General features: G+C 72.9%; 12 protein-coding genes. 7 read left to right on the top strand and 5 right to left on the bottom strand.

The window, feature by feature from the left end:
• Positions 1 to 36: 36 nt before the first annotated feature.
• Both BLT52_RS16405 and miaB read right to left on the bottom strand, forming a co-directional pair.
• Positions 37 to 1,620 carry a hypothetical protein gene (locus BLT52_RS16405; protein ID WP_090595036.1) on the bottom strand — a complete coding sequence of 528 codons (1,584 nt, stop codon included), beginning with the start codon at positions 1,618 to 1,620 and terminating at the stop codon, positions 37 to 39.
• Positions 1,621 to 1,659: 39 nt separating this feature from the next.
• Positions 1,660 to 3,168 (bottom strand): tRNA (N6-isopentenyl adenosine(37)-C2)-methylthiotransferase MiaB, encoded by a 1,509-nt coding sequence (gene miaB, locus BLT52_RS16410; RefSeq protein WP_090595038.1) that lies wholly within the window; start codon positions 3,166 to 3,168, stop codon positions 1,660 to 1,662.
• A 58-nt stretch (positions 3,169 to 3,226) separates the two neighbouring features.
• Here miaB and BLT52_RS16415 point away from each other — a divergent pair, with 58 nt between their 5' ends.
• From BLT52_RS16415 to BLT52_RS16440, 6 genes are all read left to right on the top strand, one after another.
• On the top strand, positions 3,227 to 4,135 hold the full coding sequence (locus tag BLT52_RS16415; protein ID WP_090595039.1) for an aldose 1-epimerase family protein: 909 nt from the start codon (positions 3,227 to 3,229) through the stop codon (positions 4,133 to 4,135).
• A 93-nt stretch (positions 4,136 to 4,228) separates the two neighbouring features.
• On the top strand, positions 4,229 to 5,044 hold the full coding sequence (locus BLT52_RS16420; RefSeq protein WP_090595040.1) for an amino acid ABC transporter ATP-binding protein: 816 nt from the start codon (positions 4,229 to 4,231) through the stop codon (positions 5,042 to 5,044).
• A gap of 51 nt (positions 5,045 to 5,095) precedes the next feature.
• Positions 5,096 to 5,953 (top strand): glutamate ABC transporter substrate-binding protein, encoded by an 858-nt coding sequence (locus tag BLT52_RS16425; protein ID WP_090595042.1) that lies wholly within the window; start codon positions 5,096 to 5,098, stop codon positions 5,951 to 5,953.
• Between the two features lie 72 nt (positions 5,954 to 6,025).
• The gene (locus BLT52_RS16430) at positions 6,026 to 6,691 is read left to right on the top strand and encodes an amino acid ABC transporter permease (RefSeq protein WP_090595043.1); all 666 of its coding nucleotides are present in this window, start codon (positions 6,026 to 6,028) and stop codon (positions 6,689 to 6,691) included.
• Positions 6,688 to 7,581: an amino acid ABC transporter permease gene (locus tag BLT52_RS16435; protein ID WP_090595045.1), complete on the top strand. Its 894-nt coding sequence runs from the start codon at positions 6,688 to 6,690 to the stop codon at positions 7,579 to 7,581. The genes BLT52_RS16430 and BLT52_RS16435 overlap by 4 nt, the downstream gene beginning before the upstream one ends.
• 183 nt (positions 7,582 to 7,764) lie before the next feature.
• Positions 7,765 to 8,496, top strand: coding sequence for a GAF and ANTAR domain-containing protein (locus BLT52_RS16440; protein WP_090595046.1), 732 nt, complete (start codon positions 7,765 to 7,767; stop codon positions 8,494 to 8,496).
• A gap of 255 nt (positions 8,497 to 8,751) precedes the next feature.
• Here the strand turns inward: BLT52_RS16440 and BLT52_RS16445 are convergent, their stop codons facing one another.
• The 3 genes from BLT52_RS16445 to BLT52_RS16455 all read right to left on the bottom strand — a co-directional run bounded on the left by BLT52_RS16445 (position 8,752) and on the right by BLT52_RS16455 (position 10,835).
• Positions 8,752 to 9,285 (bottom strand): regulatory protein RecX, encoded by a 534-nt coding sequence (locus BLT52_RS16445; RefSeq protein WP_090595048.1) that lies wholly within the window; start codon positions 9,283 to 9,285, stop codon positions 8,752 to 8,754.
• 64 nt (positions 9,286 to 9,349) lie between these two features.
• The gene (recA, locus tag BLT52_RS16450) at positions 9,350 to 10,402 is read right to left on the bottom strand and encodes a recombinase RecA (RefSeq protein ID WP_090595049.1); all 1,053 of its coding nucleotides are present in this window, start codon (positions 10,400 to 10,402) and stop codon (positions 9,350 to 9,352) included.
• Between the two features lie 238 nt (positions 10,403 to 10,640).
• On the bottom strand, positions 10,641 to 10,835 hold the full coding sequence (locus BLT52_RS16455) for a DUF3046 domain-containing protein (protein ID WP_090595051.1): 195 nt from the start codon (positions 10,833 to 10,835) through the stop codon (positions 10,641 to 10,643).
• Positions 10,836 to 10,956: 121 nt separating this feature from the next.
• Between BLT52_RS16455 and BLT52_RS16460 the strand changes: the two genes are divergently transcribed.
• Entirely contained in the window at positions 10,957 to 15,615 is a 4,659-nt protein-coding gene (locus tag BLT52_RS16460; RefSeq protein WP_090595053.1) for an ATP-dependent helicase, read from the top strand.
• Positions 15,616 to 15,640: the final 25 nt, after the last annotated feature.

Genomic DNA, 15,640 nt, shown 5'->3' on the forward strand with positions numbered 1-15,640 from the left:
GTGGGCGGGGCCGGCCCCGCCCGGGTCGAGCCGTGCTCAGCGCGGTGGGGTCAGCGGACCGGCACCGCGGGCGGCGAGGGACGCCGCCAGCCGCTGGTGCCGGGCCCGGTGCTCGGCGTCGGCGCGGGCGCGCTCGTCGCGCGCCACCACCAGCTGCTCCCCGGCTGTATGGATCGCCGCGTCGAGGTCGGCCAGCCGCTGCTCGCGCCAGCGTCGCTCCTCGGCCCGGGCCCGGGTGCGCAGGTAGAAGCCGGCCGCTCCGACGAGCAGGCCCAGCACCACCAGGACGCCCCCGGCCGTCGGGCTGGCCGCCAGCGTCACCAGGCCGAGGACCACGGCCACCGCACCGCCCACCCAGCAGCCCAGCGCCGGCCGCGGCAGACCGGACGTCTCGCGCTCCACCTGGGCCCGCGAGCTGCGCATCACCGCCGGGTCCACGCCCTCGGGCCCGGCCTCGATCCGCCAGCCACCGTTCTGGACCGAGACCGCCAACGGCTCGCGCCGGACCTCCACCGGGATGGAGGCCACCAGGGCGGCCAGGTGCGGGCGCAGCCACTCCCGGGCCACCTGCCGGGCATCTGGGGCCTCACCGCGGCTGCGGGCGACCACCCAGTCCCGCACCGGCACCCCGGCCGGCGTCTCCGGCGCGGTCTGCACCGACGCCTCGGGGTGCTCGATCTGGGCCCGGAGCCGGGTGGCCAACGCGATCAGGTCGCGCTCCTCCGGACCACCCTCGGCCACCAGTCCCCCGACCAGCGCCCGGAGCCGCGTCAGCGGGTCCTCCAGGCGAGGGACGCCGGCGGTGCGCGGCGCCGCCGGCTCGCGGTCGCGGTCGCGGTCGCGGAGCAGGGGGCGCCTCAGCGGCCCGTCGACGGGCTCCTCCGGCCACGGCCCGTCCACCACGAGGCGCTCCACCCAGTCCAGCCGACGCTCCTCGTCGCCGGTCCCCACCTGCTCGTGCAGCCAGGCGCTCCAGCCGGCCCGCTCGTCGGCGAGGTGGTGCTGGACGACCTGCTCGACCGCGACCAGGCCCTCCGGACCGAGTGCGCCGGTCAGCGCGGCGTCGGCGACCGCCAGCTGGGCGGGGTCGAAGGCCCCGTCGGTGGTCAGCGCCGAGGCCAGCAGGTCCACCACCTGGTCGCCGTGACCCAGCGCCGTGGCGCAGGCCACCAGGAACACCTCCGCCGACGGGTCCTGGGCCGACGCGCGCGCCTCGAGCTCGGGGTCGCGCCGTCCGGCGGCGACCGCGACCAGGGCGTTCACCGCGTCCAGCAGCCAGTACCGGCTGTCGTAGCGCTCGGGGTCGAGGGGCTCGGGCACCACCCCGGCGGAGAGGGACTCGATCACCTCGACCGCGTCCCGTCGGATCATCCGGGTGTCGCCGAAGGCGATCAGCTGCTCGCGGACGTCGCCGAGCTCGACGTAGGCGTCGAAGGCCCGGGAGAGGGCGCTCAGCCGGGCCTCCATCGAGCCCTGCACCTGGGCCAGCTGGCTCCTCAGCCGGCTGGCGTTGCGGGCCGCGCTCGCCGCCGCCGCGCTGGCGCTCTCCAGCTCGTCGCGCAGCAACCGGTCGCGGCCGTACTCGCTGCTGAAGAACCAGGTCAGGTCGTCGACGGGCATGGCAGGAGTGTGCCCGACCAGGCGGTCAGCGACCCGGGCTCAGCCGACCGAGCAACCCGTCGCCTCCGGCAGCGGGGCCGGGACGCCGAGCACGGGCATACCGAGACCCACAGCGCGACCGCTGGTGGCCGGACGCCCCTGCGCGCCCTCCCAGGCGTCCCCGCCGCGGGTGCGCCGCAGCGACAGCAGCCCGCCGTCGGCGGTCAGGTGGTGCGGGGCGGCGTGGCTGACCACGACCTCGGCCAGGTCGCCGGGGCGGGGGCGCTCGTCGCCCTCGGCCAGCCGGACGTGCACCAGCCGGTTGTCCCTGGCCCGGCCGCTGAGGCGCTGGGTGGCCCCGTCCTTGCGGCCCTCGCCGGCGGCGAACATCACCTCCACCGTGCGTCCGACCTGGGCCTGGTTCTCCGCCAGCGCGATGCCGTCCACCTCGGCCAGCAGCCGCAGGTAGCGCTCCTGCACCACCTCCTTGGGCACCTGGTCGGCCATGGTGGCCGCCGGCGTCCCCGGCCGGATGGAGTACTGGAAGGTGAAGGCGGCGCTGAAGCGGGCCTGCCGGACCACCTCCAGGGTGTCGGCGAAGTCGGCCTCGGTCTCGCCGGGGAAGCCGACGATGATGTCGGTGGTGATCGCCGCCTCGGGCATCGACGTGCGGACCCGGTCGATGATGCCGAGGAAGCGGTCGCTGCGGTAGGAGCGGCGCATCGCCTTGAGCACCGCGTCCGAGCCCGACTGCAGCGGCATGTGGAGCTGGGGCATCACGTTGGGCGTCTCGGCCATGGCCGCGATGACGTCGTCGGTGAAGTCGCGCGGGTGCGGTGAGGTGAAGCGGACCCGCTCCAGACCCTCGACCTGCCCGCAGGCCCGCAGCAGCTTCGCGAAGGCCTGCCGGTCGCCGAACTCCACGCCGTAGGCGTTCACGTTCTGGCCCAGCAGGGTGACCTCCTGGACGCCCTCGTCGACCAGGGCCCGGATCTCGGCCAGCACGTCACCGGGTCGGCGGTCGGTCTCCTTCCCGCGCAGGGCGGGGACGATGCAGAAGGTGCAGGTGTTGTTGCAGCCGACGCTGATCGAGACCCAGGCGGCGTAGGCCTGGTCGCGGCGGGTCGGCAGCGTGGAGGGGAACTGCTCCAGGGACTCCACGATCTCCACCTGGGCCTGCTGCTGCACCCGGGCGCGCTCCAGCAGCACCGGCAGGGTGCCGATGTTGTGGGTGCCGAAGACGACGTCGACCCAGGGGGCCTTCCGCGTGATGGTGCTGCGGTCCTTCTGGGCGAGGCAGCCGCCGACCGCGATCTGCATGCCGGGGTGGGCCTGCTTGGCCGGCAGCAGGTGGCCGAGGTTGCCGTAGAGCTTGTTGTCGGCGTTCTCACGGACCGCGCAGGTGTTGAACACCACCACGTCGGCCGTACCGCCCTCCGGCGCGCGGGTGTAGCCCGCCGCCTCCAGCAGGCCGGAGATGCGCTCGGAGTCGTGCACGTTCATCTGGCAGCCGTAGGTGCGCACCTGGTAGCTGCGCCCGGTCGCGGGGGCGAGGGTCGTCTCAGTCATGGCTGGTCAACTGTAGGCGCTCGCAGCGGCCTGGGCGGCCCCTCGTTAGGGTGGCGCCATGAGCCCGAGCCTGCCCACCGGTGTCCAGCACGAGATCGTCCACGGCCCCTGGCGGGCGGTGGTCACCGAGGTCGGGGCGGTGCTGCGCGTGCTGCAGCGCGACGGCCGCGACGTGGTGGCCGGGATCGGGGAGACCGACCGGGTCACCAAGAGCCGCGGTCAGCAGCTGCTGCCCTGGCCCAACCGGATCCGCGACGGCGTCTACCGGTTCGGCGGCGAGGAGTTCCAGCTGGCGCTGAGCGAGCCCAAGCGCCACAACGCCATCCACGGGCTGGCCACCTGGCAGCCCTGGCAGACCGTGGGGTACACGGACTCGGAGCTGGTGCAGCGGGTGGTGGTGCACCCCCAGCTGGGCTGGCCGGGCACCGTCGAGGCCACGCTGACCCACCGGCTGGACGACGACGGGCTGTCGGTGGACGTCCGGGCCCGCAACACGGGACCGGTCCCGGTGCCCTTCGGCTACGCCGCCCACCCGTACCTCACCGTGGGCGAGGACACCGTCGACGAGGTCTCGGTGACGCTGCCCGCCGACACCTTCCTCGAGGTGGACGACCGGTTGCTCCCGATCCGCCGCTCACCGGTCGAGGGCAGCCCTGCGGACCTGCGCGCGGGCGAGCCGCTCGGCGCGCGGGTGCTGGACACCGCCTTCACCGACCTGCACCGCGACGAGGACGGCCGGTGGCGGATCGAGCTGGCCCACGGGGAACGCCGGGCGGTGCTGTGGGCCGACGAGTCCTTCGGCTGGGCCCAGCTGTTCACCGGTGAGCACCTGCGCGACATCAACCTCGCGGTGGAGCCGATGACCTGCGGCCCAGACGCCTTCAACGAGGGCCCGACGTCGGAGGACGTCATCGTCCTGGAGCCGGGTGCGGAGTTCCGCGGCACCTGGGGCCTCACCGGGCGCTGAGCGAGAGGATCGACGGCGCCGGCGCGGAAACGTAACCGAATCTCAACCGGCAGCGGCCCCGGGGGCGCACCTGCTGCCGATAGTGTCCGGCCCATGACCGACTCCCTGGGCACCCCGCCCGCCGACCTCGGCGCCCCGTCCAGCGGCTCCCTGGGCCGCCCCCCGGTGCCGGACGACCCGTTGGTCGTGCTCTCGGGGGTGAACAAGCACTTCGGTCCCCTGCACGTGCTGCGCGACATCGACCTGACCATCCACCGCGGTGAGGTGGTGATCGTGATCGGGCCGTCCGGTTCGGGCAAGTCCACCCTCTGCCGCACCATCAACCGGCTCGAGACCTACGAGACCGGCACCATCACCATCGACGGCGAGCCCCTCCCCGAGGAGGGCAAGGCGCTGGCCCGGCTGCGCGCCGACGTCGGGATGGTGTTCCAGTCGTTCAACCTGTTCGCGCACAAGACGATCCTGGAGAACGTCACGCTCGGGCCGACCAAGGTGCGTCGCGTCGGCGCCGCCGAGGCGCGCACCCGTGCGATGGAGCTGCTCGAGCGCGTCGGGGTGGCACACCAGGCCGAGAAGTACCCCGCCCAGCTCTCCGGCGGCCAGCAGCAGCGGGTCGCCATCGCCCGGGCGCTGGCCATGGACCCGAAGGTGATCCTCTTCGACGAGCCGACCTCGGCGCTGGACCCGGAGATGATCAACGAGGTCCTCGACGTGATGACCGACCTGGCCCGGGACGGGATGACCATGGTCGTGGTCACCCACGAGATGGGCTTCGCCCGGAAGGCGGCCAACCGGGTGGTCTTCATGGCCGACGGCCAGGTCGTCGAGACCGGCACCCCGACGGAGTTCTTCACCAACCCGCGCAGCGAGCGGGCCAAGGACTTCCTCGGCAAGATCCTGACCCACTGACCGATCTCCCCGCAGCGGCGGGGGGCACCGAAGAACCACGAAGGAGTTCCCATGAATGCGGCCAAGAAGCTGCTGGTCCTGGCGGCGTCGGCCCTGGTGGCCCTGCCGCTGTCCGCCTGCGTCAACCAGGAGGCAGCACAGCCCGGCGGTGGCGGCGGCGAGGGTGGCGGTGGCGACGAGAGCGTCACCATCGGCATCAAGTTCGACCAGCCGGGTCTCGGCCTGCGCGAGGGCGAGAACTACACCGGTTTCGACGTCGAGGTGGCCAAGTACGTGGCCGGCGAGCTCGGCTACGGCGAGGACCAGATCACCTTCGTGGAGTCCCCCTCGGCCCAGCGCGAGACCCTGCTGTCCTCGGGCCAGGTGGACATGATCTTCGCCACCTACTCCATCACCGACACCCGCAAGGAGCAGGTCTCCTTCGCCGGGCCGTACATCATCGCCGGGCAGGACCTGCTGGTCCGCGCCGACGACAGCTCGATCACCGGCCCGGACTCCCTGGAGGGCAAGAAGCTCTGCTCGGTCACCGGCTCCACCCCCGCGGAGAAGGTGAAGGAGGAGTACCCCGACGTCGAGCTGCAGGAGTACCCGAACTACTCCGCCTGCGTGCAGGCCCTGAGCACCAACGGCGTGGACGCGGTCACCACCGACAACACCATCCTGGCCGGGTTCGCCGCCCAGCCGCAGTACGAGGGCCAGCTCAAGGTCGTCGGCACCACCTTCTCCGAGGAGCGCTACGGCGTCGGCATCCCCAAGGGCGACGTCGAGCTCTGCGAGCAGGTCAACACCGCGCTGACCAAGATGGTCGACTCCGGGGAGTGGCAGACCGCCATCGACGAGACCCTGGGCGCCTCCGGCTTCCAGGTCGACACCTCGGTCAACCCGCCCGAGTTCGACACCTGCGCCTGAGCGCTGCTGCAGCACCCCCGGGGGCGGTGAGCACGGCTCACCGCCCCCGGGCCTGATCAGAGAGGCTGGACGATGGCAGAGATGCTGCAGCGGTTCGATCTGCTGGCGGCGTTCTGGATGACGCTGCGGCTGGCGGTCATGGGCGCGGCCGGCGCGCTGCTGCTGGGCACCCTGGTGGCGGTGATGCGCGTCTCCCCGTTCAGCTCGCTGCAGTTCTTCGCCCGCACCTACGTCACCCTGATCCGCAACTCCCCGCTGACCCTGGTCCTCTTCTTCTGCGTCTTCGGCCTGATGAACGGGCTGGGGCTGCGCTTCGGGGAGACGCTGGAGACCCAGAACCTGTTCTGGGGCGTCGTGGCCATCGCGGTCTACCACGCCTCCTTCGTGGCCGAGGCGCTGCGCTCGGGCATCAACACCGTGCCTGTCGGTCAGGCGGAGGCGGCCCGGGCCGTGGGGCTGCCGTTCCTGCCGGCCCTGCGCCACGTGATCATGCCGCAGGCGGTGCGCGGCTCGGTCGCCCCCGTCGGCAACGTGATGGTGGCCCTGACCAAGAACACCACCGTGGCCGCGACCGTGGGCATCACCGAGGCCGCGGCGACGATGAAGACGATGATCGAGTTCTACCCGAACTTCCTCTACTTCATCTTCGCGCTGGTCGCGCTCGGCTTCGTGGTGCTCACCCTGCCCACCGGTCTCCTCTTCACCTGGCTCTCCCGGAAGGTGGCGGTGCAGCGATGAGCGCCTCGGACGTCCTCTTCGACCACCCGGGCCCCAGCGCCCGGCGGCGCAACGTGGTCATCACCGTGGTCGGCTGGCTGCTGCTGCTGGGCTTCTTCGGGGCCCTCTTCTGGGGCCTCCGCGACGAGTTCACCGCGGTCAAGCTCGCGCCCTTCGCCGACCCGGAGTCCTGGCAGTTCTACATCATCCCGGGGCTGCTCAACACGCTGCGGGCCGCCGGCATCTCGGTGGTGACCTCGGTGGTGCTGGGGCTGCTGCTCGGCTGCGGCCGGCTCAGCCCGGTACCGCTGCTGGCACGGGTCTGCGGGGTGCTGGTGGAGGTGTTCCGCGCCATCCCCGTGCTGCTGATGATGATCTTCTGGTACTACATCGCCATCTACGTCCTGCTGCTGGGCCGTGAGGTCGCTCCCCTGTTCGGCGTGGTGATGGGGCTGACCCTGTACAACGCCTCGGTGATCGCCGAGCTGGTGCGCTCGGGGGTGCACTCGCTGCCCCGCGGCCAGGGCGAGGCCGGTCTGGCGGTGGGCATGACCCAGGGCCAGGTGCTCACCACGGTGCAGCTGCCCCAGGCCATCACCGCGATGCTGCCCTCGCTGGTCTCGCAGCTGGTGGTCATCCTGAAGGACACCGCCCTGGGCGTGGCGATCCTGTACACCGACCTGCTCAAGCAGATGACCGACCTGGCCACCTATCGCGGCAACATCATCGCCGCAATGGTCTTCGCCGCGATCGTCTACATCTTGCTCAACAGCGCGCTGACGGCCCTGGCCCACCTGGTGCAGAGGCGGCTCAGCGCCAGCGCCAAGGGGTCGCGACCGCTGGACGCGGAGCGGGCCACCGACGCCGCCAACGCCGGCGCCATGGCTGGGCAGGCCCATAACGCAGGATGATCCACTCGGGGGGCGAGCCCTCTGGCTCTGACCTCGCCCAGTCGCGCGGTGGTAGCACGACGACGGCGTCGGCGCGGTCCACGCAACCCCCAGAAGTCCCGTACCATCGCGGTGCGACCGCCGTCGCTGAGTCATCGCGCTGACCCCGTTGACGACTCGACTCGAGGAGGAAGAGGTGCCACCGTGTCGGACCTGAGCAACCTGCACGTGTCCCTGGCCCGGCTGGTGCTGGTGGGTCGAGCGCTGGAGGACGTGCTGAGCGAGATCACCACCATCGCCCGAGGCGTCATGCCCGGCACCGACGCCGCCTCCATCACGCTGATCCGGGGCGACAACGCCTACACCGCCGCCTACGACGGCCAGCTGGCCCTGGACGCCGACGAGCTGCAGTACCAGCGCGGCTACGGCCCGTGCATGGACGCGGCGCGGGCGAGCCAGGTGTTCCTGGTCCAGGACATGGCCAACGAGGAGCGCTGGCCCGACTACTGCCGCCACGCCGCCGAGCAGGGGGCCAGGGCCTCGCTGTCCATCCCGCTGCCCTTCCAGGGTGTCAGCATCGGCGCCCTCAACACCTACGCCAAGGACCCCCGCGCCTACGGAGCCGAGGACCTCGTCCTCGGTGAGGAGATCGCGGCGTGGATCGCCGTGGCTGTCGGGAACGCCGAGGGCACCGCGCGGACGCTGGAGGAGCTGGAGCAGATGCGTTCGGCGATGGTCTCGCGGGCCAGCATCGAGCAGGCCAAGGGCATCCTGATGGAGCGGTACAGGGTCTCGGAGGACCAGGCCTTCAAGCTGCTGACCCACGCCTCCCAGCACACCAACACCAAGCTGCGGCTGGTGGCCGACGAGCTGGTGCGCACCGGCGCCCTGCAGGGAGCCGACCCCGACTCCGGCACGGCTCGTCACGGCGCCTGACCCTCTCGACCCGCTGAGGGCCGGATGTCGCGGTCCCGACCACCGCAGGCACCGACGACGCAGAAGCGTGCTGGCTTCCCAACCGTGCTGGCCTCTGAACCGTGCTGGCCTCTGAACCGTGCCGGCCTCTGAACCGTGCCGGCTGGTGAGCCGTGGTGGCGCAGCCAACCTGGTGGCGCATGAGGCCCGAGCCCCGGCCGGCGAGTGCGCCGGGACGGGAACCAACCCGATCGGACCCGATCTGCTCCGCCCCGCTCAGCCGAGGGACCCGTACGACTCCTGGTCCGGCTCCACCTCGTCCAGCACCCGCCCGACCAGGTTCGACGAGAACCCCCGACGGACGAGCGCCCCGGCCAGGCGCCGGCGACGCACCTGCGGCTCGAGCCCGGACATGGTGCGCATCTTCTTCTCCGCCAGCGCCAGCGCGGCGGCGTGCTCGTCGTCCGGCTCGACGCCCTCGAGGGCCTCGGTGACCTGCTCGGGGTCGATGCCCTTGCGTCGCAGCTCCTGCTGCAGGGCCCGGCTGGAGAGGTGACGGCGCTGCTGCCGCGAGCGGACCCAGTCCTCGGCGAAGGTGGCGTCGTCGACCAGCCCGACCTCCTCCATCCGGTCCAGCACGCGTCGGGCGACCTCGGGCGCCACCTCGCGCTTGGCCAGTGCGGTGGCGAGCTCGTGCCGGCTCCTGGCGCGGACGGTGAGCTGGCGGAGCACGATCTCCCTGGCGGCCGCCTCGGCGTCGGCCTCGGAGCCGGAGGAGAGCGGCTCCACCTCGTCGTCGGTGTGGTTCACGGGCGCTCCTGCGCGGGAGGGGACGGCGACGCCCCGGACCCGTCGGGCCCGGGGCGTCTGGTGATCAGAAGGCGATCTCGCCGGTAACCGGGTCGACGCCGGCCGGGACGTCGAGCTGCGGACCGATGTTCATCTTCTCCTTGATGCGCTTCTCGATCTCGTTGGCCACGTCGGGGTTGGTCTTCAGGTAGGTGCGGGCGTTCTCCTTGCCCTGACCCAGCTGCTGGGCGTCGTAGGTGAACCAGGCGCCGGCCTTGCGGATGATGCCGGACTCGACCCCCATGTCGATCAGGCTGCCCTCGCGGCTGATGCCCTGGCCGTAGAGGATGTCGAACTCGGCCTGCTTGAAGGGCGGAGCCACCTTGTTCTTGACCACCTTGACCCGGGTCCGGTTCCCGACCATCTCCGAGCCGTCCTTGAGGGTCTCGATCCGGCGCACGTCCAGACGGATGGAGGAGTAGAACTTCAGCGCCTTACCACCCGTGGTCGTCTCGGGCGAGCCGAACATGACGCCGATCTTCTCGCGCAGCTGGTTGATGAAGATGGCGGTCGTGCCGGCACCGTGCAGCGCACCGGTCATCTTGCGCAGGGCCTGGCTCATCAGCCGGGCCTGCAGACCGACGTGGGAGTCACCCATCTCGCCCTCGATCTCCGCACGCGGGGTCAGCGCGGCCACGGAGTCGATCACGATCATGGTGAGCGCACCGGAGCGCACCAGCATGTCGGCGATCTCCAGGGCCTGCTCGCCGTTGTCGGGCTGGCTGACCAGCAGGGCGTCGGTGTCGACCCCCAGCTTGGCGGCGTAGTCGGGGTCGAGGGCGTGCTCGGCGTCGATGAAGGCGCAGATGCCGCCCTCGGCCTGGGCGTTGGCGATGGCGTGCAGCGCCACGGTCGTCTTGCCCGAGGACTCCGGGCCGTAGATCTCCACGATCCGGCCACGCGGGAGACCACCGATGCCGAGGGCGGCGTCGAGGGTGATCGAACCCGTGGGCGTGACGGCGATGGGGGTGCGCGTCTCGTCGCCCAGACGCATCACCGAGCCCTTGCCGTGCTGCTTCTCGATCTGGGCGAGCGCGGCCTCCAGGGCCTTGTTGCGGTCTGCCACTGCTGGTGCCATGGGTGGTTCCTTCCTAGATCTCGCCCCCGCACCGTGGATCCGGGTGGCGTCCTGAGTCGTCGTCGTGCCAGCTGCTCAGACAGTAGGGACGAGGGCTGACACTTTCCGTCCGAGCACCGCCCCTGTGGACAGCGAGGCGGGTGTGGACAACTCACCTGCCACCCAGAACCCTACCGAACAGGTGTTCGAAGGCGAGGCGACACGCCGCGCCGTCGGAGCTGTCGCGCGACCTCGGCCCTCACCGCTCCGAGGGGGGCAGCTCCAGCGCCTCCCAGACCGCGCGCCAGATGGTCTTGCTGGGGACGCCCGCGTCCAGCGCCTCCTGGACGGTGCGGGAGCCGAGGGCGGAGAGGGCGTGCTGCGTCGCCCACACCCGGACGTAGCCCGGCCCCAGGTGACGGGTCATGCGCTCCCACAGCTCGGCCTCTCGCACCCGCCCAGCATGGCCGATGCCGCTGCCGCCGCCCAAACCGCCGGGCGTGCGCCCGTGCCGTGCGGAGCCCGCACCGAACCGGCTCGGAGGAACTGTCGGAGGCACCGGGCAGGATGGCCCCATGACCCGCCGGACCCCCACCCCCGCCCCCGACGCCCCCGCCGGGCTGGCGGCGTTCACGGAGGCGACCCGGTCCTGGTTCACCGAGTCCTTCGCCGAGCCCACGCCCGCCCAGGCCGGCGCCTGGCGGGCCATCACCAGCGGGCAGCACGCCCTGGTGGTCGCCCCGACCGGCTCGGGCAAGACGCTGGCCGCCTTCCTGGCCGCGCTCGACCGGCTCAGCCGACGTCCGGCCGACGCGCCGCGGGCCGGGGTGCACACGCTGTACGTCTCCCCTCTCAAGGCCCTCGCCGTCGACGTCGAGCGCAACCTGCGGGCCCCCTTGCGCGGCATCGCCCGCACCGCCGAGCGGCTGGGCGGCACCCCGCCGGAGATCTCGGTCGCCGTCCGCTCCGGGGACACCCCGGCCTCGGACCGCCGCCGGCTGGTCACGCACCCGCCCGACGTCCTGATCACCACGCCGGAGTCGCTGTTCCTGATGATGACCTCCCAGGCCCGCGAGATCCTGACCGAGGTCGACACCGTCATCCTCGACGAGGTGCACGCGCTGGCCGGCTCCAAGCGTGGCGCGCACCTGGCCATCACGCTGGAGCGGCTGGAGCAGTGGGTGCTCGACCACGACCACCCGGCGTTCCAGCGGATCGGGCTCTCGGCCACCGTCCGGCCCCCGGAACGGGTGGCGGCCTACCTCGGCGGGTCCCACCCCGTGCAGGTCGTCGACCCCCCGGCGGTGAAGCAGTGGGAGCTCACGGTCGCGGTGCCGATCGAGGACATGTCCGCGCTCGGCTCCACCCGTCAGATCGACCCCGACGACCCGCTGGCCGTGCCGGAGAGGCCTTCGATCTGGCCGCACGTCGAGCGCCGCATCCTCGACGTCATCACCGCCCACCGCTCCACCATCGTCTTCGCCAACTCCCGGCGGCTGGCCGAGCGGCTCACCTCCCACCTCAACGAGCTGCACGCCGCGGACCTGGGGATCGAGCTGGAGCAGCACCCCGCCCAGCCGGCCGAGGTCATGGCGCAGTCCGGGGCCAGCCAGGGCGCCCCGCCGGTGATCGCCCGGGCCCACCACGGCTCGGTCAGCAAGGAGCAGCGGGCCGACATCGAGGGTGCGCTGAAGAGCGGGCAGCTGCCCTGCGTGGTCGCCACCTCCTCCCTCGAGCTGGGCATCGACATGGGTGCGGTGGACGTGGTGGTGCAGGTGGAGTCCCCGCCCTCGGTGGCCAGCGGGCTGCAGCGCGTGGGGCGGGCCGGGCACCAGGTCGGCGCGGTCTCCCGCGGCGTCTTCTTCCCCAACCACCGCGGGGACCTGGTCGAGTCCGCGGTCGTGGTGGAGCGGATGCGGGCGGGCGCCATCGAGGAGGTGGCCGACCTGCGCAACCCCCTCGACGTGCTCGCCCAGCAGGTGGTGGCCATCGCCGCCGCCGACGACGTGGACGTCGACGCCCTCTACGCCCTGGTCCGACGGGCCTCCAGCTTCACCGAGCTGCCGCGCAGCGCCTTCGACGCCACCCTCGACATGCTCAGCGGCCGCTACCCCTCGGAGGACTTCGCCGAGCTCCGACCGCGGGTGGTCTGGAACCGCGACACCGGCCAGCTGAGCGCGCGCCCCGGCGCCCAGCGGCTGGCCGTCACCTCCGGCGGCACCATCCCCGACCGCGGTCTCTTCGGGGTCTTCCTCGTCGGCGCGGAGTCCGGGCCGGGGCGCCGGGTCGGCGAGCTGGACGAGGAGATGGTCTACGAGACCCGGGTGGGTGACGTCTTCACCCTGGGCACCACCTCGTGGCGGGTGGAGCAGATCACCCACGACCAGGTGCAGGTCTCCCCCGCGCCGGGGGTCCCCGGCAAGCTGCCGTTCTGGAAGGGCGACGCCCCGGGGCGACCGGCCGAGCTCGGGCGGGCGCTCGGCGCCTTCACCCGCGAGATCAGCTCCCTCCCGCCCGACGAGGCCCGCAGCCGGTTGGCGGGAAGCGGGCTGGACGAGTGGGCCGCGGACAACCTGGTGAGCTACCTCGCCGAGCAGCGCAGCGCCACCACCGTGCTCCCCTCCGACACCACCATCGTGGTGGAGCGGTTCCGCGACGAGCTGGGTGACTGGCGGGTCTGCATCCACTCCCCCCTCGGCAGCTCGGTGCTGGCCCCCTGGGCGCTGGTGATCGAGCAGCGAGCCCGCGAGCGCTACGGGACGGAGGTGTCGGCGACGGCCACCAACGACGGCATCGTGCTGCGGGTGCCCGACACCGACGCCGACCCGCCGGGGGTCGAGCTGCTCAGCGTCGACGTCGAGGAGCTGATCCGCATCGTCACCGACGAGGTCACCTCGTCGGCGCTCTTCGCCTCACGCTTCCGCGAGTGCGCGGCCCGGGCCCTGCTGCTGCCCCGCCGCGACCCCCGCTCCCGCTCGCCGCTGTGGCAGCAGCGGATGCGCTCGGCCCAGCTGCTGCAGGTCGCCTCCCGCTTCCCCGACTTCCCGATCGTGCTGGAGACGATCCGCGAGTGCCTCAACGACGTCTACGACCTCCCCGGGCTGCGGGCCCTGCACGAGGGCATCCAGGCCCGCCGCATCCAGCTGGTGGAGGTGGAGACCAAGGAGGCCTCCCCCTTCGCCACCTCGCTGCTCTTCGGCTACATCGGCTCCTTCGTCTACGAGGGGGACGTACCGCTGGCCGAGCGCCGGGCGGCGGCGCTGTCCCTCGACGCCGGGCTGCTGTCGGAGCTGCTGGGCACCGAGGGCCTGGCCACGCTGCTCGACGAGGCGGTGATCGCCGAGGTCGAGGCCGGGCTGCAGGCCCTGCTGGAGGAGCGCCGGGCCACCAGCGTCGAGCAGCTCTTCGACCTCGTGCGCACCGCCGGGCCGTTCTCCACCGAGGAGCTGGGGGTCCGCTCCGCCGAGGTCGACGTCGACCGGGCCGTCGAGCAGCTGCAGCAGGCCCGGCGGATCGCGGAGGTGCGGATCGCCGGCGAGCGGCGCTGGGCGGTGACCGAGGACCTGACCCGGTTGCAGGACGCCCTGGGCGTGCCGGTGCCCCCCGGCTACGCCGCGCCGCCGGCGGACTCCGACGCCGACCCGGTGCACGACCTGGTGCTCCGCTACGCCCGCACCCACGGTCCTTTCTCCGCCCGGACGGCGGCCGACCGGTTCGGGCTCGGCGTCGCCGTGGTCGGCTCGGCCACCCGGGCGCTGGTCCGCGACGGCAGCCTGGCCTCGGGGGCCTTCACCGGACCCGGGGTGGAGGAGTACTGCCACAGCCGGGTGCTGGCCCTGATCAAGCGGCGCACGCTGGCGAGGCTGCGACGCGAGGTGGAGCCGGTCGACCAGCCCACCTACACCCGCTTCCTCACCGACTGGCAGGGCGTCTCCCCCGGCCAGCGGGCCCGCACCCGCGGCGTCGACGGCACCCTGGCGGCGATCGAGTCCCTGGCCGGGTACCCGGTGCCGGCCAGCATGCTCGAGGCCGTGGTGCTGCCCTCGCGGGTGGCGGACTACCAGCCGCGCCACCTCGACGAGCTGCTCTCGGCCGGTGAGGTCAGCTGGGCCGGGACGGCCCGGATCGGCACCTCCGGCGACGGCTCGGGCGACGGCTGGGTGGCGCTGTGGCCCAGCGAGCTCGACCTGGCTCCCGCACCGGGTGAGCCGTCGTCGCAGCAGGCCCGTGAGCTGCTGGAACGGCTGGCCAGCGGCGGCGCCTGGCGTTTCGAGGACCTGGTGGCCGACACCCGCGACCGCGACGGCGGGAGCGAGCTGTCCACCCGGCGGGAGACCGCGGTGGCGCTGTGGGAGCTGGTCTGGGCCGGTCTGGTCACCTCCGACAGCTTCTCGGCGCTGCGCGCGGCCAGCACCGGGGGTGCCCTCAAGCGGCCCCGCGCGCCCACCGCACGGCGACCGTCCCGCCTCCAGGCCAGCCGGCCGCGGCGCCCGGGCGGAGGGTCGTCGCTGGAGGGCGCCACCACGGCTGGGCGCTGGTCGGTGGTGCCGGGGCCGGGCGGCGGTGAGGCGGCCGTGCGACGCCGGTTCAGCACCGACCTGCTGCTGATGCTCGACCGCTACGGCGTGCTGACCCGAGGCAGCGTCCTCACCGAGCGGCCCGAGGGGGGCTTCGGTCCGGTGTACCGCGGCCTCAGCCAGCTGGAGGAGGCCGGGCAGTGCCGCCGCGGCTACTTCGTGGACGGGCTGGGCGCGGCCCAGTTCGCGCTGGCCGGGGCGGTCGACCGTCTCCGCAGCCACGGTGAGGACGAGAGCGGCACCCCGCGTCAGCAGGGGCCCGACGAGGACGAGGTGGTGGTGCTGGCCGCCTGCGACCCGGCCAACCCCTTCGGCGCGGCGCTCCCCTGGCCCGAGCGCGCCGGGCACCGTCCCGGCCGGAAACCGGGTGCGCTGGTGCTGGTACGGCGGGGGCGGCTGGTGCTCTACGTCGAGCGGGGCGGGCGCTCGCTGCTGACCTTCACCGCCGACGCCGACGACCTGGGCGCGGCGGCGCTGGCCCTGGCCGGGGCGACGGCGCGGGGATGGCTGGGTCGGGTCACGATCGAGCGGGTCGACTCCGAGCACGTCTTCGAGTCACGGGCGAAGGACGCGCTCGAGGCGGCCGGCTTCGCCATGACCCCGCAGGGGATGCGGGTCCGCGCCCGTGCGCTGGCCGACGCCGACCGGAGCGGCTGAGTCCCGGCGCGACCGGGGGCGGCTG

This window comes from Auraticoccus monumenti, assembly GCF_900101785.1.
GTDB classification, from domain to species: Bacteria; Actinomycetota; Actinomycetes; order Propionibacteriales; family Propionibacteriaceae; genus Auraticoccus; species Auraticoccus monumenti.

Bases quoted from the DNA above. Each gene is read 5' to 3' on its own strand.
- BLT52_RS16420 (WP_090595040.1), top strand. From the start codon at position 4,229: ATGACCGACTCCCTGGGCACCCCGCCCGCCGACCTCGGCGCCCCGTCC.
- BLT52_RS16405 (WP_090595036.1), bottom strand. From the start codon at position 1,620: ATGCCCGTCGACGACCTGACCTGGTTCTTCAGCAGCGAGTACGGCCGC.
- recA (WP_090595049.1), bottom strand. From the start codon at position 10,402: ATGGCACCAGCAGTGGCAGACCGCAACAAGGCCCTGGAGGCCGCGCTC.
- BLT52_RS16435 (WP_090595045.1), top strand. From the start codon at position 6,688: ATGAGCGCCTCGGACGTCCTCTTCGACCACCCGGGCCCCAGCGCCCGG.
- miaB (WP_090595038.1), bottom strand. From the start codon at position 3,168: ATGACTGAGACGACCCTCGCCCCCGCGACCGGGCGCAGCTACCAGGTG.
- BLT52_RS16430 (WP_090595043.1), top strand. From the start codon at position 6,026: ATGGCAGAGATGCTGCAGCGGTTCGATCTGCTGGCGGCGTTCTGGATG.
- BLT52_RS16460 (WP_090595053.1), top strand. From the start codon at position 10,957: ATGACCCGCCGGACCCCCACCCCCGCCCCCGACGCCCCCGCCGGGCTG.
- BLT52_RS16425 (WP_090595042.1), top strand. From the start codon at position 5,096: ATGAATGCGGCCAAGAAGCTGCTGGTCCTGGCGGCGTCGGCCCTGGTG.
- BLT52_RS16415 (WP_090595039.1), top strand. From the start codon at position 3,227: ATGAGCCCGAGCCTGCCCACCGGTGTCCAGCACGAGATCGTCCACGGC.